Below are 23,786 nucleotides of genomic sequence, written 5' to 3' on the forward strand. Positions count from 1 at the left end.
GCTTTCTACCAATAACGTGTCGCCTTGGTTTGCTTCTGTGAGCAACCTGTTTAGTTCAGGACGATCCAACTTCGTCCCTGAGAAATTCTCAATATAGGTAACCGATTCACCTAACTCGAGCCTTTGGTTTAAGTCATCTAATTGGTTTAGTGCTCTCTGTGCATCTTGATCTTTGGTTGAAGCTCTTAAGTAGATTCTAGTCGTCATGGTTTATCATTTGAGATTATTGAATATACTACAATGATACAGCTATCATTTAATCAACATAACAACTCTAATGATATTTCGTTGTAACTAACTGTTTCCTTATCATTCGGGTATACTCTTTTGATAAAAAAAGCATGACTAAAAGCCATGCCTTGGGATTCGTATAACGTGTATTATGTTAATTTTAGGAAAAGTGAAAAATAATCTACAATAGAATCTACGAAAAATTGGCCATCAATTATGCCTGATTTCTCCAGTGGAAATAATTGGATTGTGAGATCCCCCACTCAAAATCATAAATTAGAAAGAATTGAAGCATTTCTTTCCAATTATGCTTATAAACCTCACCGACATGATACTTATGCTATTGGCAGGACTCTTTCCGGAGTTCAAAACTTTCATTACAAAGGTACATTGCAACATAGCTTGCCAGGCATGACTATGGTTCTACACCCGGATGAAAAGCATGATGGTGAATCAGGAACATTAGATGGCTATCGCTATAGAATGATTTACATCGAACCAGCGATGATCCAAACCATTTTAAAGGGTAAACCTTTGCCTTTTATCAGACATGGCTTAAGTAATGATATTCGCCTGTTTAGGGCAATGGATAGCTTTCTAAATAATATAAATAATTATATGGATACCCTAGAAGAGGAAGATGCTCTATTTGATTTGGCAACTACACTGTGTGAAATTTCAGATACTTCATCTAACCAAAACAAAAAATTTGACTACAAGGCAGCAGAGAGAGCGCGTGAGTGTATTTTGGCGTATCCACATGAAAACTTAAGTTTGTCAGATTTAGAGAAACATGCTGATCGTGACCGCTGGAGCCTTTCTCGTGATTTCCGATTATTATTTGGAACTAGCCCACACCGTTATATGATCATGCGTCGCTTAGAAACAGTTAAGTTCTACCTTGCTCAAGGGGAGTCTATTGTTAATGCTGCTTTAAATGCAGGCTTTTTTGATCAGAGTCATATGACCAGACATTTTATAAAAACATTTGGTTTAACTCCCACTCAATGGAAAATGATAAATATTAAAAGATAGCCGTTCGATTTGAACGGCTAATTTGTCCTACAGCAGATTTATTCCATTAAGAAAATCTTTGAACATAAAAAGCCCTGATAAAATCAAGAGTATACCCATCAGCTTATTTAGCCGATTAAACCAGATAGGATTAGCAATTTTGTTGCCTAATACTTTTCCAACCAGAGCATAGGTGAATGGTGCGCCAACAGCACCAAGTGAAATCAGTAAAGAAACAATCAAGATCATGATTCCTGTGATTTTGGCTGCAGGGTACATAATTGTCGTAACAGGTAGAGTGACGAGAATGGCTTTTGGATTTAATAACTGAATAAATAAGCCATTTAAGAATGTTAGATGGCTTTCTTGCTGTTGAGTTGTTTCTACATTCGCCCTAATCATTTTTATAGCCAAGTAGAATGTATAAATTGCACCCGCTAAAGCAATATAATGAATCAATCCATGTGGAATAACAGCTTCACCTATATAGCCAAACAATACGAATAAGATCAACATGGCGAAACCAATGCCTAGGTAAAATCCTATAGTCTTTTTTAATTGACCTGTAAGGCCAGAATTTAGCCCCATAAAATTTACAGGGCCTGGGCTATACATAACGCTTAATGTATAAAGAAATATTTCCACAGAGTTCACTCAATTAGATAGCAATAAACATCAAAGAGAGAACGGTATCGAGTTATAGGCCTTAAAGATTGTACGTTTGTGCTGAACTAATTAAAAATTTCTATTTAACATAATAGAGCTTATACGAAATGCCTTTTAAAATATCCTTGTTTTTCATATATTTAAAAATTTTCCATCCCCCTAAAAAACCACAAAAAACCGACTGGGAAACAAGTCGGTTTCTTTTTAAGCAAAACTGTAACTTTTAGCCAATAAAATTGATCAAAAAACACTCATTTTTGCGTTTTTTCCTGATTTATCAAGGTTCACAATTCAGAAATAATCCCCAATTTCTGCGGACAACTCTTGGGATAAAATAAGCCAGCTTTGTAAGCGAAAACTTACATGGATTTAAGGATTTTGCGGATTGGTAATCCAAAGCATTAGCCCTATGATGAATACATAAGGAAACTGGATGTTTCCAGACAACAAGAATAAGAAAATTGCGCAAGGAATGGGCAGCACGAGATCAGTAAGACGAGCAACCCGATATGAAAAAGCCCGACAGGATGTCGGGCTTTTTTATTACACGAGGTATTAAAGAATATCTTGTTCCTTTAAATGCGATATCGCAGCAAGAATATATGATGAGTTAAAGGTTACATCTGTATATGTTGATGGAGACCGACTTCCTGTTTCTTTGAAAACTTTATAAAAATTATCAACTTCATCTACACTTAATGGGCGAATATTGTCTTTATTATTATGAACAAATAGCTTTCCATCTTCGCTAAAGATACGAAATTTTGACTTTCTTGATTCAGTTTCTAAATCAATTGGTGTAGAAAAAGACTTAACTAAAGTTTCATATAAATTAATATTCATATCTCTTAATTCTTTGTTTTCAATCGTATATTTTTTTTCTAGGGTCTCAAGACTTAATAAAATTGCTTCTCTAGCTAGAAATGATTTAGTTCGTTGGGTCTTTTTCGCTATTTCATCTAACCGCTTATCTAGTTCTACTGGTAATCTAAGCATTAGCATTTCAATAACCACAATCTAAATGTATATCAATTAGTGTATATCATTAGAATTGACTTTGCAATGCCTGTTTTTTAGAGAGTTATTCAATAAAAAAACTCCTATTTAGGAGTTACAGAAGTTGTTATTCCAAAGTAGAAATGTCCTATCTTAAAACCAAATAGAAATGTCCTATACAGACATTTCCAAGTCAAGCACAGGATTCAGATTTCGTTGTTGAATTGCTGTTTTCTGTGCACGTCTTCTTGGCATAGATTGAGAACGATTGCGTTTGTATTGCTGTTCCAATTCTTCATGCTGTTGTTGAATATGATTGAGAACAGCACCTAAACGTTTATTCTCAACAATCTCTCGCTGGTTAAGCTGACTTAATTTATCGAAGATGCTGTAATTGATTTTTCTTCCCTGATATTCAATCGCGACTGTACCATCCGGGTATTCTAGGAACTCAAGATACTTACCAATCAATCTTTGGTTTTCTTCCGTGTTTTCCAGGAGATATACGCATTTATCATAAGTAATCGTCAGGCTATTCGTGACTCTGCGGGGTTCACGCCAAGTAAAAACATCATCTAACTCCTCAGCAGTTTCAGTAACAGTCCGGTGTAAATCCTTGGGATTAAAAGCCATCTTGGCGAACTTCTGATTGAACTGCTCAATGAAGCAGGGTAGCCAGGCATTCGCTTGCTCAATCGAACAGATGCCTTCCAGGCGCATTTCTTTGATCAGACGGTCCTGAAGCGTTCTATTGGCCCGTTCTACACGGCCTTTGGCCTGTGGTGAATTAGCGAAGATAATATCGATATTCAGGGTGCTGAGTACGCGCCCAAACTGGGTAATCTTGGTGTCTTTCTTACTGCTTTGATTCACCCTGAAGACTGAATGTTTATCGCTGTAAAATGCCAACGGCTTACCATGCTGCTCAATATACAAACGTGTTGAAATCATATAGTCAAAGGCTGATTCTGATTCACAGAAGCGTAAATGCTGCAATTTTCCTGTGGCATCATCGATAAATACCAGCAGACAGCATTTAGGGGCTCGACCTTCAAACCAGTCATGGTGTGAGCCATCGATTTGGATCAGTTCACCATAACAGTCCCGGTTATAACGAGGCTGATACGGGCGTTTCAGACGCTTGGCGCGAGGAATCCATAAATCGGCTGCAATCATCCAGGAACGCAGTGTTTCCACTGAAATATCAAAGCCATGAACGGTGGTGAGCTTTTCATGCGCTAAAGTGGGTCCGAAACCATGCAGTTGATCCGAAACAATATTGAGGCACTTGAGTCTGAGCTCTTCAGGAAGCCTGGAATTGCTGATTTGGCCACGTGCAGCATGTGCTAATGCAGCTGGGCCTTGAGCTTTGTATTTTTGCAATAAACGTCTGATCTGACGTTCTGAAATATGAAGTAGCTGAGCAGCTTGGGACTGGGTTATGCGTTGATCACAGATTTCTTGCAAGACCGACAATCGTTTAAGTTCTTTATCCGACATAGACACCAACATATCAAACCGTCCGCTAAGAAAATTGCAAAAGTGCATATTCTAAAAGCGGACATTTTTACTTTGGAGAAACCGGACATTTCTATTTTGGAATTACAGAAGTCTTTCGTATAAGAAATTTTATGTTAAATGATTGTTAGAAATGCCCCTTGATCGAGGCATTTTCTATAAAGAATACTAAAAACTAATTAAAGCCAACCAAGTTTCAAAACAAGGCAGTTCTCAGCAATCATATTTTTAAATTATATAACTCCCAACTGAGCTTTTGCTCCAACGATAAGGCTTTCATTTTGAGTTTCTAAGGCAAATAAACCATACATCAAAGGAGAGGCCGCTGCTCTTTCTAAAGTCTGTTCATATAGTTTATTCCAAACTTTACCCCCTAGTTTTTCATACTCGATGATTAGAGTTTTGAGGCTTTCTTCTCCAAACAAAGTTACATGCCCAGCAAAATCAATCGCTGGGTCATCTATATGGGCTGTTGACCAATCAATAACGCCTGAAACAGCTCCATCCTTTGAAGCTAGTACATGCCCAGCATATAAATCGCCATGTATAAATTGGGTGAAATCTGCCCATAGAACATCATTATCCAACCATTTTCTGTAGCGGGTTTCCAATTGCTCACTTATACCAATTTCAGATTTTACTAACTGCAAATTGTTTGCTATTTCAGGTCTTAAATCTGAAGGTTTCATAATTTTCAAATCATTTTCCCGAACTTCTTTTTCAGGAATACTATGGATTTCAAATAAGGTTTTTGCCAAAGATGTTATGTATTTCGGGCTATCTTTGTCCATATTCCAAATTATTTCATAGGTTTCAGCATCCAAATTTAAAACAGGATTATCTTTAAGTATGGGATAAGCCACTAATTCTGTAGATGAAATTCTCCAATCAGGAACCTCTACAGAAAGATGTTTTTTTACCAATTCTAAAATGCGTTTTTCTTTCTTGATTTGTTCCCTCATGCCATCACGACGAGGAATACGCAGCAACCATTGTTGCCCCTTTGTATCAAGAGCAAAAACGACCTTAAAATCAATGCCCATTTCATTGAAATTCATTTTGTCCGTAAGCAACAAGCCGTGTGCTTCAGCAAGTGATTGAATATCTTGAATTGTCATTTTTAATTTCCTTTAAAGAGTTCAATAATTAATGTTCGGATTAGATTGGCTATCATTAACAATCTCTCTCAAAAGTCTTGATGATTTTGTGGTCTTTGATCTCGTAGATAATGTCAGCAATATTATCGACCAATTGCTTGTCATGAGATACGAAGATAATAGTTCCTGCATAGGACTTCATCATTGTTTCTAATGCGGCAATACTTTTTAGGTCAAGATAGTTTCCTGGTTCATCCATAAGCAAAATATTATATTTTCCTAAAAGCATTTTGGATAAAAGCAGTTTGATGATTTCACCTCCCGATAAGTCGGATAAGTTTTTTTGAATATCATTCGCTCCGATCCCCATTGAAGCCAATACTGCACGAATTTCCGCAACTGTGTACTCGCACTCTTCCTGCATAAAGGAGAGCACAGATTTATGCGTGTTAAATTTATATCCTGTTTGTGTAAAGTAGCCAATTTCAGCTTTTGGAGATATGGTTAATCCATCAGCACGTTCTGATATCATTTTTAACAAGGACGTTTTCCCTGTTCCATTCGATCCAGTTATAGCGACTTTAGCGCCAAGCGGTATTATAAAGTTAGCGTCATCAAAGATAGTACGGCTACCAAATTTTAAGCTCAGACCATCTGCCGTAATCGGGAACTTATTGTGCAGTTCTAGGGCTGAACTTTGACGAAAACGAATAGAACGCAAATGCTCTGGTGCTTGAATATCTTCTAATGCAGCCAAACGCTTTTCCATACTCTTAGCTGCCTGATACAGTTTTCTTTGCTTGGTGCCAGTCATTTTTGCATGCCCAAGTCGTCCAGCACTTTCGGTAGAGTTTTTGGATTTTTCTCCTTTTTTCTTATTGTCTAATCGATTAGCTTGCTGGCGTTTTTCTTGCACAGCAGATTCTAATCGCTCCCGTTCCTTCATCATCAGCTCATATTCTACGGCTTGGTGTTGTCGCTCTTCTTCTTTTTGACGCAAGTAATCCGAGTAACCACCCCAATATTCCGTAATTTTACCGTCTTTTAACTCCCATATCTTGTCTACAACCATATCAAGAAAATATCGGTCATGACTGATAACAAGTAATGCTCCATCAAATGCTTTAAGTTGACCAATAAGTAGATCTATTCCATTGAGATCAAGGTGGCTGGTTGGTTCATCCGCTAGAATGCCATGTACTTGTTGGGAAAATGCGGCAGCAATTTTTGCACGAGTTTCCTCTCCGCCACTCATTGTGTCGTTTTGTACATTGGAAACACCAAGGCGAGATAACATTGCCCGGTCTTCGACCGTTTCTATTTCGATTCCGCCCAGTTGGCTGATATGTGCAAAATCACCAAAACGCTGTAATGTCGCTTCGGCTAAAACAATTTCGCCATTAAGTACTTTGAGTAAACTACTCTTTCCTGCTCCGTTATCACCCACAAGACCAATACGGTCATAAGAGTGAATTTCCAATTCATCAATATCCAAAACATCACGCCCAGCATAATCCAAGCGTATGTTTCTCGCTTTAATAATTAAACTCATTTTTATTTACTCCTGTTTAGCTCTTGAAATTTTTTATGCAGCAAACAGGATTTAGGTGAAAACAAAAGCTAGCATCACAGTGTCCTCCCAAAAAAAAAGCTATTCATCCACAGGGTGGACAAATAGCTAGTCAATTAAGTTATAACTGGAAACTATGCACTAAAAGCATACTTATAAATTAAGCATACTTTTACTTTATATATCCGCATATATTCTTAAAGACACAACAAAAGCCCACCATTATAAAATAGTGTCACTATGCAAATAGTTGTGTCTTAACGAATGCGGATAGAATGCATAAACTTACCTAAAAAATAAAATTCAGTTTTATGATAACTTTACTGTTAAAAGAAGTCTAGACAACCTTGTTTTATGCTTGGATATAAGGCTTATTTTAAAATAATAGTAGTGAAGATTTTCTAAAATTAACATAATACACCTTATACGAAATAAAAATGTAATTCCAAAATAGAAATGTCCGGTTTCTCCAAAGTAAAAATGTCCGCTTTTAGAATATGCACTTTTGCAATTTTCTTAGCGGACGGTTTGATATGTTGGTGTCTATGTCGGATAAAGAACTTAAACGATTGTCGGTCTTGCAAGAAATCTGTGATCAACGCATAACCCAGTCCCAAGCTGCTCAGCTACTTCATATTTCAGAACGTCAGATCAGACGTTTATTGCAAAAATACAAAGCTCAAGGCCCAGCTGCATTAGCACATGCTGCACGTGGCCAAATCAGCAATTCCAGGCTTCCTGAAGAGCTCAGACTCAAGTGCCTCAATATTGTTTCGGATCAACTGCATGGTTTCGGACCCACTTTAGCGCATGAAAAGCTCACCACCGTTCATGGCTTTGATATTTCAGTGGAAACACTGCGTTCCTGGATGATTGCAGCCGATTTATGGATTCCTCGCGCCAAGCGTCTGAAACGCCCGTATCAGCCTCGTTATAACCGGGACTGTTATGGTGAACTGATCCAAATCGATGGCTCACACCATGACTGGTTTGAAGGTCGAGCCCCTAAATGCTGTCTGCTGGTATTTATCGATGATGCCACAGGAAAATTGCAGCATTTACGCTTCTGTGAATCAGAATCAGCCTTTGACTATATGATTTCAACACGTTTGTATATTGAGCAGCATGGTAAGCCGTTGGCATTTTACAGCGATAAACATTCAGTCTTCAGGGTGAATCAAAGCAGTAAGAAAGACACCAAGATTACCCAGTTTGGGCGCGTACTCAGCACCCTGAATATCGATATTATCTTCGCTAATTCACCACAGGCCAAAGGCCGTGTAGAACGGGCCAATAGAACGCTTCAGGACCGTCTGATCAAAGAAATGCGCCTGGAAGGCATCTGTTCGATTGAGCAAGCGAATGCCTGGCTACCCTGCTTCATTGAGCAGTTCAATCAGAAGTTCGCCAAGATGGCTTTTAATCCCAAGGATTTACACCGGACTGTTACTGAAACTGCTGAGGAGTTAGATGATGTTTTTACTTGGCGTGAACCCCGCAGAGTCACGAATAGCCTGACGATTACTTATGATAAATGCGTATATCTCCTGGAAAACACGGAAGAAAACCAAAGATTGATTGGTAAGTATCTTGAGTTCCTAGAATACCCGGATGGTACAGTCGCGATTGAATATCAGGGAAGAAAAATCAATTACAGCATCTTCGATAAATTAAGTCAGCTTAACCAGCGAGAGATTGTTGAGAATAAACGTTTAGGTGCTGTTCTCAATCATATTCAACAACAGCATGAAGAATTGGAACAGCAATACAAACGCAATCGTTCTCAATCTATGCCAAGAAGACGTGCACAGAAAACAGCAATTCAACAACGAAATCTGAATCCTGTGCTTGACTTGGAAATGTCTGTATAGGACATTTCTATTTGGTTTTAAGATAGGACATTTCTACTTTGGAATAACAAAAAATGGGAGCCTTAAGCTCCCATTTTTTAAGTAATTTTTTCAAATAAGGCTTGGGTGAGCATCTAAAATTCGAATCAATGTAGCTGCTGGTCCAGTTGGATAGCGTCGTCCCTGTTCCCAATTTTGCAGGGTACGGGGGCTAATATGTAGACGTGCAGCAAATTCATTTTGGCTCAAGCCAGTTTTTTCACGTACTTCTTTAATATCAGGCAATTCGAGTTCTGTAACTCGGCTTGCTTTAACTTCTTTACGTTTGATAGCTCCAGCTTCTTTGATTGAAGCAACCAAGTCATCAAATAAGTTGTTATCCATGAAATTGCTCCTTCACGAGTTGGTGCAGAATGGCGGTTTCCTTATCTGTTAAATTATCTTTTACTGATTTTGGATAAGCCACTAAGAAAAAGATCTGATCATCCTCGGTGACCCAATAATAAATCACCCGTATCCCACCACTTTTCCCTTTGTTACCTTGAGCACAACGTACTTTGCGAATACCACCGCCATTCTTGATTAGGTCACCTCTATCAGGCTGTACCAAAAGATCTTGCTGAAGTTGACGATATTCCTCATCAGATACAAGGTCTTTAATTTGCTTGGTAAAGATGCTGGTTTCAATAAATAACATGGACTCTTTATACGTCAATGGCGTATTTGAATTTTAGCAGTTTCCATAACAAAAAACGAGAGCTGGTAGATCTCTGTTATTCCAAAGTAGAAATGTCCTATCTTAAAACCAAATAGAAATGTCCTATACAGACATTTCCAAGTCAAGCACAGGATTCAGATTTCGTTGTTGAATTGCTGTTTTCTGTGCACGTCTTCTTGGCATAGATTGAGAACGATTGCGTTTGTATTGCTGTTCCAATTCTTCATGCTGTTGTTGAATATGATTGAGAACAGCACCTAAACGTTTATTCTCAACAATCTCTCGCTGGTTAAGCTGACTTAATTTATCGAAGATGCTGTAATTGATTTTTCTTCCCTGATATTCAATCGCGACTGTACCATCCGGGTATTCTAGGAACTCAAGATACTTACCAATCAATCTTTGGTTTTCTTCCGTGTTTTCCAGGAGATATACGCATTTATCATAAGTAATCGTCAGGCTATTCGTGACTCTGCGGGGTTCACGCCAAGTAAAAACATCATCTAACTCCTCAGCAGTTTCAGTAACAGTCCGGTGTAAATCCTTGGGATTAAAAGCCATCTTGGCGAACTTCTGATTGAACTGCTCAATGAAGCAGGGTAGCCAGGCATTCGCTTGCTCAATCGAACAGATGCCTTCCAGGCGCATTTCTTTGATCAGACGGTCCTGAAGCGTTCTATTGGCCCGTTCTACACGGCCTTTGGCCTGTGGTGAATTAGCGAAGATAATATCGATATTCAGGGTGCTGAGTACGCGCCCAAACTGGGTAATCTTGGTGTCTTTCTTACTGCTTTGATTCACCCTGAAGACTGAATGTTTATCGCTGTAAAATGCCAACGGCTTACCATGCTGCTCAATATACAAACGTGTTGAAATCATATAGTCAAAGGCTGATTCTGATTCACAGAAGCGTAAATGCTGCAATTTTCCTGTGGCATCATCGATAAATACCAGCAGACAGCATTTAGGGGCTCGACCTTCAAACCAGTCATGGTGTGAGCCATCGATTTGGATCAGTTCACCATAACAGTCCCGGTTATAACGAGGCTGATACGGGCGTTTCAGACGCTTGGCGCGAGGAATCCATAAATCGGCTGCAATCATCCAGGAACGCAGTGTTTCCACTGAAATATCAAAGCCATGAACGGTGGTGAGCTTTTCATGCGCTAAAGTGGGTCCGAAACCATGCAGTTGATCCGAAACAATATTGAGGCACTTGAGTCTGAGCTCTTCAGGAAGCCTGGAATTGCTGATTTGGCCACGTGCAGCATGTGCTAATGCAGCTGGGCCTTGAGCTTTGTATTTTTGCAATAAACGTCTGATCTGACGTTCTGAAATATGAAGTAGCTGAGCAGCTTGGGACTGGGTTATGCGTTGATCACAGATTTCTTGCAAGACCGACAATCGTTTAAGTTCTTTATCCGACATAGACACCAACATATCAAACCGTCCGCTAAGAAAATTGCAAAAGTGCATATTCTAAAAGCGGACATTTTTACTTTGGAGAAACCGGACATTTCTATTTTGGAATTACATAAAAAATGGAGCCTAAAGCTCCATTTTTTAATAACTTTTTTTAAATTGCTAAGCGTAAATTCAGTGCTTTTACAACTTTAATCACAGTATCAAAACTAGGGTTAACATCACCAGAAAGTGCTTTATAAAGACTTTCTCGGCCTAAGCCTGTATCTCGTGATAATTGAGCCATTCCTTTAGCTTTTGCAATGTTACCTAAAGCCTTTGCAATGAATGCGGCATCGCCATTAGATTCTTCAATACATGCTTGTAAGTAAGCCTGCATATCATCCTCTGTTTTAAGATGCTCAGCACTGTCCCATTTGCGAAGTTTAATAGCCATTTATAGCTCCTCCTCTAAATCTTGTGCCAATTGCAGGGCAAGTTTTATATCTTTACTTTGCGTAGACTTATCTCCGCCTGCTAAAAGAATAACAACCCTTTGCCCTTGCTTGCAGTAATAAATCCTATAGCCTGGCCCAAAGAAGAAACGTAATTCAGAAACACCTTCACCGACCGGCTCAGTATCTCCAAAGTTTCCATCTTCAACCCGATCAATTCGGACTTGTATGCGTCTTTTTGCCTGCTGGTCTTTTAACTTGGTGAACCAGTCATCAAAGACTTCAGTGGTATATATTGAGTACATAAGTAGAATGTATCCTATAGGATACATTTATGCAAGAAATAAACTTGATATTTGGGGCTCGAAACGGTGAATTTCGTATAACCGCCATTATGTTAAATAATTAAGGATAAAAGCTTTATTACTAAATAGAACAGTTGCTTAAAGCAGTATAGAGTTAAGTTTGCATTTTAATATCAAGTTGTCTTTCAGCACCGATAATCACCATACGAATCCCATTTTCAAAAATGTCATCCGCATTCATATTTTGTAAGGTATTCACTCCTTGGAGCATGAGTGGATATATAGTTGGATCGGCTTCGAATGGTGGGTCTGATCTTATTTCTTCTTGCTGCTCCTCAAGGACCCACCCAACAATAAACCTTCCTAATGTCATAAGTAATGCAACTGCTTCAACAGGAGAAAACCCAGCATGAGATAACAGCGCAACTTGGGCCTCAATCGTGTTGAAATGTCCTTGACTGGGGCTAGTTCTTGCATGTAGACGAGCACCATCACGGTAAGCTAGTAGTGCTCGACGAAAGCTTACAGAATTAGCGAGCAACCAATCTTGCCATGTCATCCCATCGATGGGTAAAGAAACTAAATGGTGTTCATTTATAATGGTTTCCGCCATTGCTTCCATTAACAAGGATTTATTCTTGAAATGCCAATATAGAGTTGGAGATTTAATACCCAATCGTTGAGCTAGCTTGCGTGTGGTTATTGAATCTATGCCTTCTTCATTCAACATATCCAATGCGGTACGCAGGACTATTTCACGTGTCAGACGTTGAGGTGCAATATCTTTTTTACTCATAAATCTATCACTGATAGGGAGTGTGTGAGAGAATATTAATTCTATCATTGCTAGAGAAGGCATTTGTGAAGAAATCATTGAGCGTGATTTTAATCACTATATTTCTGGATGCTGTTGGGATTGGTTTAATTATGCCGATCTTGCCTGAATTATTACGGTCATTGGCTGGAGCTGAAGCAGGCGGTGTTCACTATGGTGCTTTATTAGCTGTGTATGCTCTGATGCAGTTCATTTTTGCACCTATCCTTGGAGCGTTGAGTGACCGATTTGGACGTCGACCTGTATTAATTATTTCAATTGCTGGTGCAACGGCTGATTATCTCCTAATGGCTGCTGCTCCTTCTCTATTGTGGCTATATATTGGTCGTATTTTTGCGGGAATTACAGGTGCCAACATGGCTGTTGCAACAGCTTATGTTTCAGATATTACTCCAGCCCATGAGCGTGCAAAAAGGTTTGGTCTCCTTGGAGCTGTCTTTGGTATTGGGTTTATAGCGGGTCCGGTAATAGGTGGAGTTTTGGGTGAATGGAACTTACATGCACCGTTCTTTGCTGCTGCTTTTATGAATGGGATTAATTTAATAATGACAGCAGTCTTATTAAAAGAATCAAAACACAGCAATAAAATGACTGAGAAGGTTCAGGAGCAATCAATATTAAAGAAATTATCCTATTTGATCACTCAACCTAATATGGCTCCATTGCTTGGTATCTTTTTAATTATCACATTGGTTTCACAAGTCCCCGCAACTTTATGGGTTATCTATGGGCAGGATCGTTATGGCTGGAGTATATTTATTGCAGGTGTTTCCCTTGCTAGTTATGGAATATGCCATTCTATTGCACAGGCTTTTGCTATCGCCCCTATGGTAAAGAGGTTTGGAGAGAAAAATACGTTGTTATGTGGAATAGCTTGCGATGCAATTGGTTTACTTCTTTTATCTATTGCTGTTGAAGAATGGGTGCCTTTTGCGTTGTTACCATTGTTTGCCCTTGGTGGAGTAGCCGTTCCTGCTTTGCAAGCAATGATGTCCAGAGGTATTAGTGATGAAAGACAAGGTGAATTACAAGGGCTATTAAGCAGTTTTAATAGTCTGGGGGCTATAATTGGTCCTGTATTAGTTACTAGCCTCTATTTTATGACTCAGGCATCAGCTCCTGGAATGGTATGGGCATTAGCTGCAATACTTTATGTAATCACCCTACCCTTATTGCTTAAGTATCGCCTGAATAAATATTCTGGAGTTCCATAAAATATTTAATTTATTGGTTTAAAAACTAATGGATTCTATAGTTTATCTAAAATTAACATAATACACCTTATACGTAATGTGTTATAATTCCACTTAGAAATCAATGCTGTAGTTTCTAGTTGATAGCCCACCTTCCCCAAGGTGGGCTTTTTTTGTGATTTTTCACGTTCCACGCTTAAAATTCGAACAGTGTTTCATGATTTTTATAAGTTAAACTAAATTTAGTTGCTAATCCCAATAAGCTATTCACTAACTTGTAAATATCGGTATACCGCCTGACGACTAATCCCAAAAGCTTTCCCTAATGCCATTTTCGATGAATACTTCCCCTCCTTCCATGCTTGTCGTAAAGCTTCAGCTTGGTCAGGCTTTAGTTTATGCACCCGACCTTTGTACTTCCCCTGAGCAGAGGCGAGTTTTATTCCTTCCTTTTGCCGCTCTAAAATGATCTCACGTTCGAACTGTGCAAAAGCACCCATCATTTGAAGCATCAAATTATCCATCGGGGTGGATTCGGCTGTAAAAGTAATATTTTCTTTTACAAACTGGATGGCGATCCCTCGTTTGACCAGTTTATCTACTTCAGTGACCAAATCTTTTAGGCTTCGCGCAAAACGATCCATTGAATGTACAATCACCCTGTCCCCTTCCCGGACATAGTTCAACATTTCCTGAAATTTAGGTCGGTCAGTATTTTTACCTGAAGCACGGTCAACAAAAATCCGGTCGACCTCAATTCCTTCAAGTTGACGTCCAGTGTTTTGCTCGACAGAACTTACCCGGACATACCCTACTTTTTGGCCTTTCACTTTTTCACGCCCCAATTGGATAAAAATGAACAATTTCGTAAATTATAATTCTTTAACACTAAAGTTACATGTTACTTATGATTAAAAACCATTTAAATGATACATAATTTCATGAACTTTCAGATTGTAACTTTAGGGTATACTCTAAATTAACATAATGATTATAGTTTTTTTATTGAATAAGTTGACAAAAATAACTAATCATGCGAAAAAGTTTTTTTAGTTAACAGATGTTCACACATGCCTCGAATTGTTTCTGTACCACTTAGTTTAGAACAGCGAGAACGACTCATTTTTCTGGCCAAGCATGCAAAACATTGGCGTGAAAGACAACGTGCCCAAACTATTCTCTGGCTTTCTGAAGGTAAAAGTGTTGCGGAAGTTGCCACTCTACAAGAACGTATCCCAGAAACCATAAGGCTACAACGCCGACGTTGGGAATTGTATGAGTTTGAATCGATTAAAGAAGGTCATCGCTCAGGTCGGCCCAATACATTGATCTCAGACTATCAGGCGAAAATCCTAGATTGGGTCAATACAAGTCCACTCAATGCAGAACAAATCCGAGTCAAACTACATGAAGAATACGAAGTGTCCGTGTCTGTTGAAACCATTCGTAAGTTTTTACGTGATTCAGGTATGGTCTTCAAGCGTACCCGTCATAGCTTGAAAAAAAAGAGATCCGATTGCATTTGAACAAGCAACACAGCAGATTGAAAAATTACGAGAGCAAGCGGCACGTGGTGAAATTATATTAGGTTATGTTGATGAAACGGCACTGTTGCAAATAGTCGGTGGTGATAAACTTATCATCCCCTTTTGCTGATGGAGCTGCACATGAACCCATTCAAAGGCCGGCATTTTCAGCGTGACATCATTCTGTGGGCCGTACGCTGGTACTGCAAATACGGCATCAGTTACCGTGAGCTGCAGGAGATGCTGGCTGAACGCGGAGTGAATGTCGATCACTCCACGATTTACCGCTGGGTTCAGCGTTATGCGCCTGAAATGGAAAAACGGCTGCGCTGGTACTGGCGTAACCCTTCCGATCTTTGCCCGTGGCACATGGATGAAACCTACGTGAAGGTCAATGGCCGCTGGGCGTATCTGTACCGGGCCGTCGACAGCCGGGGCCGCACTGTCGATTTTTATCTCTCCTCCCGTCGTAACAGCAAAGCTGCATACCGGTTTCTGGGTAAAATCCTCAACAACGTGAAGAAGTGGCAGATCCCGCGATTCATCAACACGGATAAAGCGCCCGCCTATGGTCGCGCGCTTGCTCTGCTCAAACGCGAAGGCCGGTGCCCGTCTGACGTTGAACACCGACAGATTAAGTACCGGAACAACGTGATTGAATGCGATCATGGCAAACTGAAACGGATAATCGGCGCCACGCTGGGATTTAAATCCATGAAGACGGCTTACGCCACCATCAAAGGTATTGAGGTGATGCGTGCACTACGCAAAGGCCAGGCCTCAGCATTTTATTATGGTGATCCCCTGGGCGAAATGCGCCTGGTAAGCAGAGTTTTTGAAATGTAAGGCCTTTGAATAAGACAAAAGGCTGCCTCATCGCTAACTTTGCAACAGTGCCTTCTACGGCACGTTTGAAGGCGCGCTGAAAGGTCTGGTCATACATGTGATGGCGACGCACGACACCGCTCCGTGGATCGGTCGAATGCGTGTGCTGCGCAAAAACCCAGAACCACGGCCAGGAATGCCCGGCGCGCGGATACTTCCGCTCAAGGGCGTCGGGAAGCGCAACGCCGCTGCGGCCCTCGGCCTGGTCCTTCAGCCACCATGCCCGTGCACGCGACAGCTGCTCGCGCAGGCTGGGTGCCAAGCTCTCGGGTAACATCAAGGCCCGATCCTTGGAGCCCTTGCCCTCCCGCACGATGATCGTGCCGTGATCGAAATCCAGATCCTTGACCCGCAGTTGCAAACCCTCACTGATCCGCATGCCCGTTCCATACAGAAGCTGGGCGAACAAACGATGCTCGCCTTCCAGAAAACCGAGGATGCGAACCACTTCATCCGGGGTCAGCACCACCGGCAAGCGCCGCGACGGCCGAGGTCTTCCGATCTCCTGAAGCCAGGGCAGATCCGTGCACAGCACCTTGCCGTAGAAGAACAGCAAGGCCGCCAATGCCTGACGATGCGTGGAGACCGAAACCTTGCGCTCGTTCGCCAGCCAGGACAGAAATGCCTCGACTTCGCTGCTGCCCAAGGTTGCCGGGTGACGCACACCGTGGAAACGGATGAAGGCACGAACCCAGTGGACATAAGCCTGTTCGGTTGGTAAGCTGTAATGCAAGTAGCGTATGCGCTCACGCAACTGGTCCAGAACCTTGACCGAACGCAGCGGTGGTAACGGCGCAGTGGCGGTTTTCATGGCTTGTTATGACTGTTTTTTTGTACAGTCTATGCCTCGGGCATCCAAGCAGCAAGCGCGTTACGCCGTGGGTCGATGTTTGATGTTATGGAGCAGCAACGATGTTACGCAGCAGGGCAGTCGCCCTAAAACAAAGTTAGCCATATTATGGAGCCTCATGCTTTTATATAAAATGTGTGACAATCAAAATTATGGGGTTACTTACATGAAGTTTTTATTGGCATTTTCGCTTTTAATACCATCCGTGGTTTTTGCAAGTAGTTCAAAGTTTCAGCAAGTTGAACAAGACGTTAAGGCAATTGAAGTTTCTCTTTCTGCTCGTATAGGTGTTTCCGTTCTTGATACTCAAAATGGAGAATATTGGGATTACAATGGCAATCAGCGCTTCCCGTTAACAAGTACTTTTAAAACAATAGCTTGCGCTAAATTACTATATGATGCTGAGCAAGGAAAAGTTAATCCCAATAGTACAGTCGAGATTAAGAAAGCAGATCTTGTGACCTATTCCCCTGTAATAGAAAAGCAAGTAGGGCAGGCAATCACACTCGATGATGCGTGCTTCGCAACTATGACTACAAGTGATAATACTGCGGCAAATATCATCCTAAGTGCTGTAGGTGGCCCCAAAGGCGTTACTGATTTTTTAAGACAAATTGGGGACAAAGAGACTCGTCTAGACCGTATTGAGCCTGATTTAAATGAAGGTAAGCTCGGTGATTTGAGGGATACGACAACTCCTAAGGCAATAGCCAGTACTTTGAATAAATTTTTATTTGGTTCCGCGCTATCTGAAATGAACCAGAAAAAATTAGAGTCTTGGATGGTGAACAATCAAGTCACTGGTAATTTACTACGTTCAGTATTGCCGGCGGGATGGAACATTGCGGATCGCTCAGGTGCTGGCGGATTTGGTGCTCGGAGTATTACAGCAGTTGTGTGGAGTGAGCATCAAGCCCCAATTATTGTGAGCATCTATCTAGCTCAAACACAGGCTTCAATGGCAGAGCGAAATGATGCGATTGTTAAAATTGGTCATTCAATTTTTGACGTTTATACATCACAGTCGCGCTGATAAGGCTAACAAGGCCATCAAGTTGACGGCTTTTCCGTCGCTTGTTTTGTGGTTTAACGCTACGCTACCACAAAACAATCAACTCCAAAGCCGCAACTTATGGCGGCGTTAGATGCACTAAGCACATAATTGCTCACAGCCAAACTATCAGGTCAAGTCTGCTTTTATTATTTTTAAGCGTGCATAATAAGCCCTACACAAATTGGGAGATATATCATGAAAGGCTGGCTTTTTCTTGTTATCGCAATAGTTGGCGAAGTAATCGCAACATCCGCATTAAAATCTAGCGAGGGCTTTACTAAGCTTGCCCCTTCCGCCGTTGTCATAATCGGTTATGGCATCGCATTTTATTTTCTTTCTCTGGTTCTGAAATCCATCCCTGTCGGTGTTGCTTATGCAGTCTGGTCGGGACTCGGCGTCGTCATAATTACAGCCATTGCCTGGTTGCTTCATGGGCAAAAGCTTGATGCGTGGGGCTTTGTAGGTATGGGGCTCATAATTGCTGCCTTTTTGCTCGCCCGATCCCCATCGTGGAAGTCGCTGCGGAGGCCGACGCCATGGTGACGGTGTTCGGCATTCTGAATCTCACCGAGGACTCCTTCTTCGATGAGAGCCGGCGGCTAGACCCCGCCGGCGCTGTCACCGCGGCGATCGAAATGCTGCGAGTCGGATCAGACGTCGTGGATGTCGGACCGGCCGCCAGCCATCCGGACGCGAGGCCTGTATCGCCGGCCGATGAGATCAGACGTATTGCGCCGCTCTTAGACGCCCTGTCCGATCAGATGCACCGTGTTTCAATCGACAGCTTCCAACCGGAAACCCAGCGCTATGCGCTCAAGCGCGGCGTGGGCTACCTGAACGATATCCAAGGATTTCCTGACCCTGCGCTCTATCCCGATATTGCTGAGGCGGACTGCAGGCTGGTGGTTATGCACTCAGCGCAGCGGGATGGCATCGCCACCCGCACCGGTCACCTTCGACCCGAAGACGCGCTCGACGAGATTGTGCGGTTCTTCGAGGCGCGGGTTTCCGCCTTGCGACGGAGCGGGGTCGCTGCCGACCGGCTCATCCTCGATCCGGGGATGGGATTTTTCTTGAGCCCCGCACCGGAAACATCGCTGCACGTGCTGTCGAACCTTCAAAAGCTGAAGTCGGCGTTGGGGCTTCCGCTATTGGTCTCGGTGTCGCGGAAATCCTTCTTGGGCGCCACCGTTGGCCTTCCTGTAAAGGATCTGGGTCCAGCGAGCCTTGCGGCGGAACTTCACGCGATCGGCAATGGCGCTGACTACGTCCGCACCCACGCGCCTGGAGATCTGCGAAGCGCAATCACCTTCTCGGAAACCCTCGCGAAATTTCGCAGTCGCGACGCCAGAGACCGAGGGTTAGATCATGCCTAGCATTCACCTTCCGGCCGCCCGCTAGCGGACCCTGGTCAGGTTCCGCGAAGGTGGGCGCAGACATGCTGGGCTCGTCAGGATCAAACTGCACTATGAGGCGGCGGTTCATACCGCGCCAGGGGAGCGAATGGACAGCGAGGAGCCTCCGAACGTTCGGGTCGCCTGCTCGGGTGATATCGACGAGGTTGTGCGGCTGATGCACGACGCTGCGGCGTGGATGTCCGCCAAGGGAACGCCCGCCTGGGACGTCGCGCGGATCGACCGGACATTCGCGGAGACCTTCGTCCTGAGATCCGAGCTCCTAGTCGCGAGTTGCAGCGACGGCATCGTCGGCTGTTGCACCTTGTCGGCCGAGGATCCCGAGTTCTGGCCCGACGCCCTCAAGGGGGAGGCCGCATATCTGCACAAGCTCGCGGTGCGACGGACACATGCGGGCCGGGGTGTCAGCTCCGCGCTGATCGAGGCTTGCCGCCATGCCGCGCGAACGCAGGGGTGCGCCAAGCTGCGGCTCGACTGCCACCCGAACCTGCGTGGCCTATACGAGCGGCTCGGATTCACCCACGTCGACACTTTCAATCCCGGCTGGGATCCAACCTTCATCGCAGAACGCCTAGAACTCGAAATCTAACGTCCGTTCGGGCATCGAGGTCCATGTCGGGGTGGGACGGGCCCGTGGCTTCAAGATCACTTGCAGTCCGACCGCGAGGCACTGTTGCAAAGTTAGCGATGAGGCAGCCTTTTGTCTTATTCAAAGGCCTTACATTTCAAAAACTCTGCTTACCAGGCGCATTTCGCCCAGGGGATCACCATAATAAAATGCTGAGGCCTGGCCTTTGCGTAGTGCACGCATCACCTCAATACCTTTGATGGTGGCGTAAGCCGTCTTCATGGATTTAAATCCCAGCGTGGCGCCGATTATCCGTTTCAGTTTGCCATGATCGCATTCAATCACGTTGTTCCGGTACTTAATCTGTCGGTGTTCAACGTCAGACGGGCACCGGCCTTCGCGTTTGAGCAGAGCAAGCGCGCGACCATAGGCGGGCGCTTTATCCGTGTTGATGAATCGCGGGATCTGCCACTTCTTCACGTTGTTGAGGATTTTACCCAGAAACCGGTATGCAGCTTTGCTGTTACGACGGGAGGAGAGATAAAAATCGACAGTGCGGCCCCGGCTGTCGACGGCCCGGTACAGATACGCCCAGCGGCCATTGACCTTCACGTAGGTTTCATCCATGTGCCACGGGCAAAGATCGGAAGGGTTACGCCAGTACCAGCGCAGCCGTTTTTCCATTTCAGGCGCATAACGCTGAACCCAGCGGTAAATCGTGGAGTGATCGACATTCACTCCGCGTTCAGCCAGCATCTCCTGCAGCTCACGGTAACTGATGCCGTATTTGCAGTACCAGCGTACGGCCCACAGAATGATGTCACGCTGAAAATGCCGGCCTTTGAATGGGTTCATGTGCAGCTCCATCAGCAAAAGGGGATGATAAGTTTATCACCACCGACTATTTGCAACAGTGCCAAAATCTTCTTCCGTCAGATAATAATGTAGTGCATCATCAAAAAACATTTTTATCGTACACGGTACATTTCAACGAGTGTATTTCTGGCTTGTTCAAATGTCTTAGAACCCGTCACATAGTCATTAATTGCTTGTAAGCCTTTATTATCTACAACCAAATTATCTACGGCAAATGAAGCTTTTACGATTTTAAAGGCTTCAGTACGGCTATTTCTCATACCAATAACTTTTTTCATAAAATTCTCGCTTCAAATGGATCATGCAGACTCTAAGGATATAACATTTTCATTGAGAAAAAAGAAGTTCCTATGAAGTTTTCACAATTATCTTAATAATTCACCTTGAATATAAAAATCCAAATTCTGTCTTTTTGATTATTTTCTATGTCATGTTATGTCATTGCTACTACGACTTATTTGCCACATAAATTGGGTGAAAAGTAAATGGAATTACTATGTTAACTAGAGTGGAACTCATTTTTGTGGTGCTGATGGTGTCAGGCTTAATCTTGATTGCTTATGAAATGCTAAAAGGTTTATTCTAGGGCATCTACACATGATTTTTGATCAAAAAAATACCCATAGAGGGAATCTATGGGCAAAACTAAGGATCTTGACGATCATTCAGAAACTACAGCTAGCTTCTAACTATGATTCTGCATTAGACTTCTTGCGTTAGTCAAATTTTAAGCAGCCAAAAGCTATATTTTATGAGGCTTTAGCCAATTCAAAAATTAGATAAAACTATACTTTCGCAAGAGGTCTACTGAATTAAAAAAACCACATTGGCAAAATAGATCAAAAGTTAAATCATGTGATTTATCATTAATTAACACACTTGAGAACACAAAAACATAGCCCTGCTGATTAATACAATAACTCACCAAACAAATCCGCTCTGATCTCTTCTAAGCTGAGATCTGATTTCATTCTATTACAGATTGGATGAACCAGCAGACCATTCTCTAGCACCCCTTGCCCACCAACGGCTTTGGCAATTTTATGATCCGATTCAGTAGAATCAAGATAGATTAATCCATCACAAATGAGGCAAAAGTTATGATTACCCACCAGAAAATTGTGCTTAAGTAAACTTTTGGTTAATGCTGAAAAGGATTTGGGCTTTGAGCGCGAGATTGGACTAATCGACTCCACATATCCCACCACATGCTTCACGACCGTATCATCATAATTCCCCAAAAATCTTTCAACATAAAACTCATTAAAGTTTATGTATTTGAAGGCCTTAGACATGGACAGAATAAATGTATTCAGGCATTCCTCATCATCAAAATCAACCTCCATTTCCAAACTTAAGCAAATAAAGGCTTTATAGACAATTTGTAGCCGATCATAGCCCTTGATACCACTGCCGAACTTGCCGACCGTTTCGGTGGTCGCCACGGGGAAATTGGCGATCAAGAACTCAATACTACGGCGTACCCGGGTGAAGTCCTTGAAACTAATCGTTCGATGATGAATCTGCATGCGACTTTCATGAATTTCAAACACAATTGAAAACCATGCTAGAAAGGAAGTAATTTGAAAACGCTGGTCCTTATAAAAATATAAGAACGGATGTAAGCCCAAACTCGGAACCCCAGTATTTTTTACAGGAGTGGCCATTCTGCAAAGGGCCGTAAACAGATGTGACATGATCTTTTCAACGCGTTCACCCTGATTCAGGCTCATGATATTATGAATCCGATCACCCGCGATGATATTCATGAGCTCATTGACCAAGCCAATTTTTTTGCCATGACTCATTTCAGTATCTAATAAGATGGTAGAGAAAAGCAGCTGATGGATCCTCTCCCCCAACTCGATGAGCGCATTTAAACGTGTATATTGAAGCTCTTCTAAATTGGATTTATTGTCATTGATATAACAACAAGCATAGATCGCATAATATGCATCACTTCCCCGACTTCTTAGATGATATTCCTCATATTTATCCAGGCGTTTAGTATCTGAGTTAATCGATTGGAATACGCGTCGTGCATCTTCTGGAGTACCAAGCACTTGCCGGAAACTGATTTTAATATCGTCTAATTTAGATTTTTGTTCTGCAAATTTAGGATCAATACAAATTTTTTGGAAGTCAGCCAGATCCCCTAAATGATTTCGCAGGTCACGAATATCTTCTTTTTGTTGATCGCTAAAATTAGGCGCTTGAGTGGCTTGTTCATCTGCAAAATATCTCTTGACCCACGCATAAATACTCGAAAGACGATGCGCCCCATCGATAATATAGATGTTGCCGTGTATATCTTTCCAATACAAGATACACAAATTGATATTTTGATCTTCTGTGCAATTCCCAATAAAGTTTGCAATTTCCCGCACACTCCAACATTCAGTAGAACGCTGGTTATCCGCTTTAAATAAACATTTGATGATGGCATGCTTTTCAAAATCAGTCAGTGCAACTTCAAAATTGTCTCGTTGCATTGATGGTGACATTTCTTCTGGCAACATGACTTTACGCTGAATGATATTCGTCAGTAATCGAGTTTGGCCCATTTTTTGTTTTCTCCAGGCAGCACTTCTCTATATTCGCTCAAATACGAAATTTGAAAGTGCATATCGTTCAATTTGGTTAAAGCGATGAATTAAATGACCGTCAATATCCGGTCAGCGCTAACAAAAGAAACGTAAGAGAAATGGGGATTTGAGATAATGAAATCTTCATGCTGAGTACCTGTAGTTTAGATTTTACTAT

General features: G+C 42.2%; 25 protein-coding genes and 1 pseudogene. 9 read left to right on the forward strand and 17 right to left on the reverse strand.

All coding sequences use genetic code 11. The features are described 5' to 3' along the window. Window positions 1–207, reverse strand: a 207-nt coding sequence (locus I9192_RS21985; protein ID WP_200150440.1) for a recombinase family protein, incomplete at its 3' end; no start/stop codon positions are given. Between the two features lie 240 nt (window positions 208–447). On the opposite strand from I9192_RS21985, the gene I9192_RS21990 reads away from it, so the two are divergent. Continuing rightward, window positions 448–1,266: an AraC family transcriptional regulator gene (locus tag I9192_RS21990; protein WP_032073151.1), complete on the forward strand. Its 819-nt coding sequence runs from the start codon at window positions 448–450 to the stop codon at window positions 1,264–1,266. 27 nt (window positions 1,267–1,293) lie between these two features. On the opposite strand, the gene I9192_RS21995 is transcribed toward I9192_RS21990, so the two are convergent. From I9192_RS21995 to msr(E), 5 genes are all read right to left on the reverse strand, one after another. Continuing rightward, complete coding sequence (locus I9192_RS21995) at window positions 1,294–1,890, reverse strand: LysE family translocator (protein ID WP_200150441.1); 597 nt, start codon at window positions 1,888–1,890, stop codon at window positions 1,294–1,296. Window positions 1,891–2,466: 576 nt separating this feature from the next. Then, window positions 2,467–2,907 (reverse strand): ribbon-helix-helix protein, CopG family, encoded by a 441-nt coding sequence (locus I9192_RS22000; RefSeq protein ID WP_200523715.1) that lies wholly within the window; start codon window positions 2,905–2,907, stop codon window positions 2,467–2,469. Window positions 2,908–3,081: 174 nt separating this feature from the next. Further along, entirely contained in the window at window positions 3,082–4,407 is a 1,326-nt protein-coding gene (locus tag I9192_RS22005; protein ID WP_200150442.1) for an ISNCY family transposase, read from the reverse strand. A 251-nt stretch (window positions 4,408–4,658) separates the two neighbouring features. After that, window positions 4,659–5,543, reverse strand: coding sequence for an Mph(E) family macrolide 2'-phosphotransferase (locus I9192_RS22010; protein WP_000155092.1), 885 nt, complete (start codon window positions 5,541–5,543; stop codon window positions 4,659–4,661). Window positions 5,544–5,598: 55 nt separating this feature from the next. Continuing rightward, the gene (msr(E), locus tag I9192_RS22015) at window positions 5,599–7,074 is read right to left on the reverse strand and encodes an ABC-F type ribosomal protection protein Msr(E) (RefSeq protein WP_000052512.1); all 1,476 of its coding nucleotides are present in this window, start codon (window positions 7,072–7,074) and stop codon (window positions 5,599–5,601) included. 563 nt (window positions 7,075–7,637) lie between these two features. Between msr(E) and I9192_RS22020 the strand changes: the two genes are divergently transcribed. Then, window positions 7,638–8,963, forward strand: coding sequence for an ISNCY family transposase (locus tag I9192_RS22020; RefSeq protein WP_200150442.1), 1,326 nt, complete (start codon window positions 7,638–7,640; stop codon window positions 8,961–8,963). Between the two features lie 90 nt (window positions 8,964–9,053). Here I9192_RS22020 and nadS read toward each other — a convergent pair whose 3' ends face one another. The 6 genes from nadS to I9192_RS22050 all read right to left on the reverse strand — a co-directional run bounded on the left by nadS (window position 9,054) and on the right by I9192_RS22050 (window position 12,617). Next, window positions 9,054–9,326 (reverse strand): NadS family protein, encoded by a 273-nt coding sequence (gene nadS, locus I9192_RS22025; protein WP_000369781.1) that lies wholly within the window; start codon window positions 9,324–9,326, stop codon window positions 9,054–9,056. After that, window positions 9,319–9,639: a type II toxin-antitoxin system RelE/ParE family toxin gene (locus tag I9192_RS22030; RefSeq protein WP_000897307.1), complete on the reverse strand. Its 321-nt coding sequence runs from the start codon at window positions 9,637–9,639 to the stop codon at window positions 9,319–9,321. The genes nadS and I9192_RS22030 overlap by 8 nt, the downstream gene beginning before the upstream one ends. Window positions 9,640–9,762: 123 nt before the next feature. Next, window positions 9,763–11,088, reverse strand: a complete 1,326-nt coding sequence (locus I9192_RS22035) for an ISNCY family transposase (RefSeq protein WP_200150442.1) — start codon at window positions 11,086–11,088, stop codon at window positions 9,763–9,765. A gap of 148 nt (window positions 11,089–11,236) precedes the next feature. Beyond that, window positions 11,237–11,518, reverse strand: coding sequence for an addiction module antidote protein (locus I9192_RS22040; RefSeq protein WP_000985609.1), 282 nt, complete (start codon window positions 11,516–11,518; stop codon window positions 11,237–11,239). Next, entirely contained in the window at window positions 11,519–11,821 is a 303-nt protein-coding gene (locus tag I9192_RS22045) for a type II toxin-antitoxin system RelE/ParE family toxin (protein WP_000286964.1), read from the reverse strand. Window positions 11,822–11,975: 154 nt separating this feature from the next. Continuing rightward, window positions 11,976–12,617, reverse strand: a complete 642-nt coding sequence (locus I9192_RS22050) for a TetR/AcrR family transcriptional regulator C-terminal domain-containing protein (RefSeq protein ID WP_004787586.1) — start codon at window positions 12,615–12,617, stop codon at window positions 11,976–11,978. Window positions 12,618–12,682: 65 nt separating this feature from the next. Between I9192_RS22050 and tet(39) the strand changes: the two genes are divergently transcribed. Next, on the forward strand, window positions 12,683–13,870 hold the full coding sequence (gene tet(39), locus I9192_RS22055; RefSeq protein WP_004856455.1) for a tetracycline efflux MFS transporter Tet(39): 1,188 nt from the start codon (window positions 12,683–12,685) through the stop codon (window positions 13,868–13,870). A 242-nt stretch (window positions 13,871–14,112) separates the two neighbouring features. Here tet(39) and I9192_RS22060 read toward each other — a convergent pair whose 3' ends face one another. Next, window positions 14,113–14,679, reverse strand: coding sequence for a recombinase family protein (locus I9192_RS22060; RefSeq protein ID WP_179994456.1), 567 nt, complete (start codon window positions 14,677–14,679; stop codon window positions 14,113–14,115). 240 nt (window positions 14,680–14,919) lie between these two features. Between I9192_RS22060 and I9192_RS22065 the strand changes: the two genes are divergently transcribed. Together I9192_RS22065 and I9192_RS22075 are read left to right on the forward strand one after the other, a co-directional pair. Further along, window positions 14,920–15,375: a helix-turn-helix domain-containing protein gene (locus tag I9192_RS22065; protein ID WP_004973749.1), complete on the forward strand. Its 456-nt coding sequence runs from the start codon at window positions 14,920–14,922 to the stop codon at window positions 15,373–15,375. Between the two features lie 141 nt (window positions 15,376–15,516). Beyond that, window positions 15,517–16,221 carry an IS6-like element IS26 family transposase gene (locus I9192_RS22075; RefSeq protein WP_001067855.1) on the forward strand — a complete coding sequence of 235 codons (705 nt, stop codon included), beginning with the start codon at window positions 15,517–15,519 and terminating at the stop codon, window positions 16,219–16,221. Between the two features lie 52 nt (window positions 16,222–16,273). Here the strand turns inward: I9192_RS22075 and intI1 are convergent. Next, window positions 16,274–17,071 (reverse strand): annotated as a pseudogene (gene intI1, locus I9192_RS22080) (class 1 integron integrase IntI1); the annotation flags it as partial. Between the two features lie 205 nt (window positions 17,072–17,276). On the opposite strand from intI1, the gene I9192_RS22085 reads away from it, so the two are divergent. The 4 genes from I9192_RS22085 to I9192_RS22100 all read left to right on the forward strand — a co-directional run bounded on the left by I9192_RS22085 (window position 17,277) and on the right by I9192_RS22100 (window position 20,168). Beyond that, window positions 17,277–18,143, forward strand: coding sequence for a PSE family carbenicillin-hydrolyzing class A beta-lactamase CARB-2 (locus I9192_RS22085; protein ID WP_001931474.1), 867 nt, complete (start codon window positions 17,277–17,279; stop codon window positions 18,141–18,143). A 216-nt stretch (window positions 18,144–18,359) separates the two neighbouring features. After that, a complete protein-coding gene (locus tag I9192_RS22090) occupies window positions 18,360–18,707 on the forward strand; it encodes a quaternary ammonium compound efflux SMR transporter QacE delta 1 (protein WP_000679427.1) in 348 nt (115 codons plus the stop codon). Further along, window positions 18,701–19,540, forward strand: coding sequence for a sulfonamide-resistant dihydropteroate synthase Sul1 (sul1, locus tag I9192_RS22095; RefSeq protein ID WP_000259031.1), 840 nt, complete (start codon window positions 18,701–18,703; stop codon window positions 19,538–19,540). Before I9192_RS22090 ends, sul1 begins: the two co-directional genes overlap by 7 nt. Window positions 19,541–19,667: 127 nt before the next feature. Beyond that, a complete protein-coding gene (locus tag I9192_RS22100; RefSeq protein WP_000376623.1) occupies window positions 19,668–20,168 on the forward strand; it encodes a GNAT family N-acetyltransferase in 501 nt (166 codons plus the stop codon). A gap of 129 nt (window positions 20,169–20,297) precedes the next feature. Here I9192_RS22100 and I9192_RS22105 read toward each other — a convergent pair whose 3' ends face one another. From I9192_RS22105 to I9192_RS22115, 3 genes are all read right to left on the reverse strand, one after another. Further along, a complete protein-coding gene (locus I9192_RS22105) occupies window positions 20,298–21,002 on the reverse strand; it encodes an IS6-like element IS26 family transposase (RefSeq protein WP_001067855.1) in 705 nt (234 codons plus the stop codon). A 113-nt stretch (window positions 21,003–21,115) separates the two neighbouring features. After that, window positions 21,116–21,301, reverse strand: a complete 186-nt coding sequence (locus I9192_RS22110) for a hypothetical protein (protein ID WP_000755725.1) — start codon at window positions 21,299–21,301, stop codon at window positions 21,116–21,118. Window positions 21,302–21,931: 630 nt separating this feature from the next. Beyond that, window positions 21,932–23,587 (reverse strand): HNH endonuclease signature motif containing protein, encoded by a 1,656-nt coding sequence (locus tag I9192_RS22115; RefSeq protein ID WP_031974807.1) that lies wholly within the window; start codon window positions 23,585–23,587, stop codon window positions 21,932–21,934. Between the last annotated feature and the right edge of the window lie 199 nt (window positions 23,588–23,786).

It is taken from the genome of Acinetobacter bereziniae (genome assembly GCF_016576965.1).
Classification (GTDB): Bacteria; Pseudomonadota; Gammaproteobacteria; order Pseudomonadales; family Moraxellaceae; genus Acinetobacter; species Acinetobacter bereziniae.

What these genes read in the sequence shown, in the direction of transcription:
- I9192_RS22010 (WP_000155092.1), bottom strand. Translation starts at nt 5,543, where the DNA reads ATGACAATTCAAGATATTCAATCACTTGCTGAAGCACACGGCTTGTTG.
- I9192_RS22090 (WP_000679427.1), top strand. Translation starts at nt 18,360, where the DNA reads ATGAAAGGCTGGCTTTTTCTTGTTATCGCAATAGTTGGCGAAGTAATC.
- I9192_RS22040 (WP_000985609.1), bottom strand. Translation starts at nt 11,518, where the DNA reads ATGGCTATTAAACTTCGCAAATGGGACAGTGCTGAGCATCTTAAAACA.
- I9192_RS22065 (WP_004973749.1), top strand. Translation starts at nt 14,920, where the DNA reads ATGCCTCGAATTGTTTCTGTACCACTTAGTTTAGAACAGCGAGAACGA.
- I9192_RS22030 (WP_000897307.1), bottom strand. Translation starts at nt 9,639, where the DNA reads ATGTTATTTATTGAAACCAGCATCTTTACCAAGCAAATTAAAGACCTT.
- sul1 (WP_000259031.1), top strand. Translation starts at nt 18,701, where the DNA reads ATGGTGACGGTGTTCGGCATTCTGAATCTCACCGAGGACTCCTTCTTC.
- I9192_RS22115 (WP_031974807.1), bottom strand. Translation starts at nt 23,587, where the DNA reads ATGGGCCAAACTCGATTACTGACGAATATCATTCAGCGTAAAGTCATG.
- I9192_RS21990 (WP_032073151.1), top strand. Translation starts at nt 448, where the DNA reads ATGCCTGATTTCTCCAGTGGAAATAATTGGATTGTGAGATCCCCCACT.
- I9192_RS22035 (WP_200150442.1), bottom strand. Translation starts at nt 11,088, where the DNA reads ATGTCGGATAAAGAACTTAAACGATTGTCGGTCTTGCAAGAAATCTGT.
- I9192_RS22005 (WP_200150442.1), bottom strand. Translation starts at nt 4,407, where the DNA reads ATGTCGGATAAAGAACTTAAACGATTGTCGGTCTTGCAAGAAATCTGT.
- nadS (WP_000369781.1), bottom strand. Translation starts at nt 9,326, where the DNA reads ATGGATAACAACTTATTTGATGACTTGGTTGCTTCAATCAAAGAAGCT.
- I9192_RS22050 (WP_004787586.1), bottom strand. Translation starts at nt 12,617, where the DNA reads ATGAGTAAAAAAGATATTGCACCTCAACGTCTGACACGTGAAATAGTC.
- I9192_RS22075 (WP_001067855.1), top strand. Translation starts at nt 15,517, where the DNA reads ATGAACCCATTCAAAGGCCGGCATTTTCAGCGTGACATCATTCTGTGG.
- I9192_RS22045 (WP_000286964.1), bottom strand. Translation starts at nt 11,821, where the DNA reads ATGTACTCAATATATACCACTGAAGTCTTTGATGACTGGTTCACCAAG.
- I9192_RS22000 (WP_200523715.1), bottom strand. Translation starts at nt 2,907, where the DNA reads ATGCTTAGATTACCAGTAGAACTAGATAAGCGGTTAGATGAAATAGCG.
- I9192_RS22110 (WP_000755725.1), bottom strand. Translation starts at nt 21,301, where the DNA reads ATGAAAAAAGTTATTGGTATGAGAAATAGCCGTACTGAAGCCTTTAAA.
- I9192_RS22085 (WP_001931474.1), top strand. Translation starts at nt 17,277, where the DNA reads ATGAAGTTTTTATTGGCATTTTCGCTTTTAATACCATCCGTGGTTTTT.
- I9192_RS22020 (WP_200150442.1), top strand. Translation starts at nt 7,638, where the DNA reads ATGTCGGATAAAGAACTTAAACGATTGTCGGTCTTGCAAGAAATCTGT.
- I9192_RS22100 (WP_000376623.1), top strand. Translation starts at nt 19,668, where the DNA reads ATGGACAGCGAGGAGCCTCCGAACGTTCGGGTCGCCTGCTCGGGTGAT.
- I9192_RS22105 (WP_001067855.1), bottom strand. Translation starts at nt 21,002, where the DNA reads ATGAACCCATTCAAAGGCCGGCATTTTCAGCGTGACATCATTCTGTGG.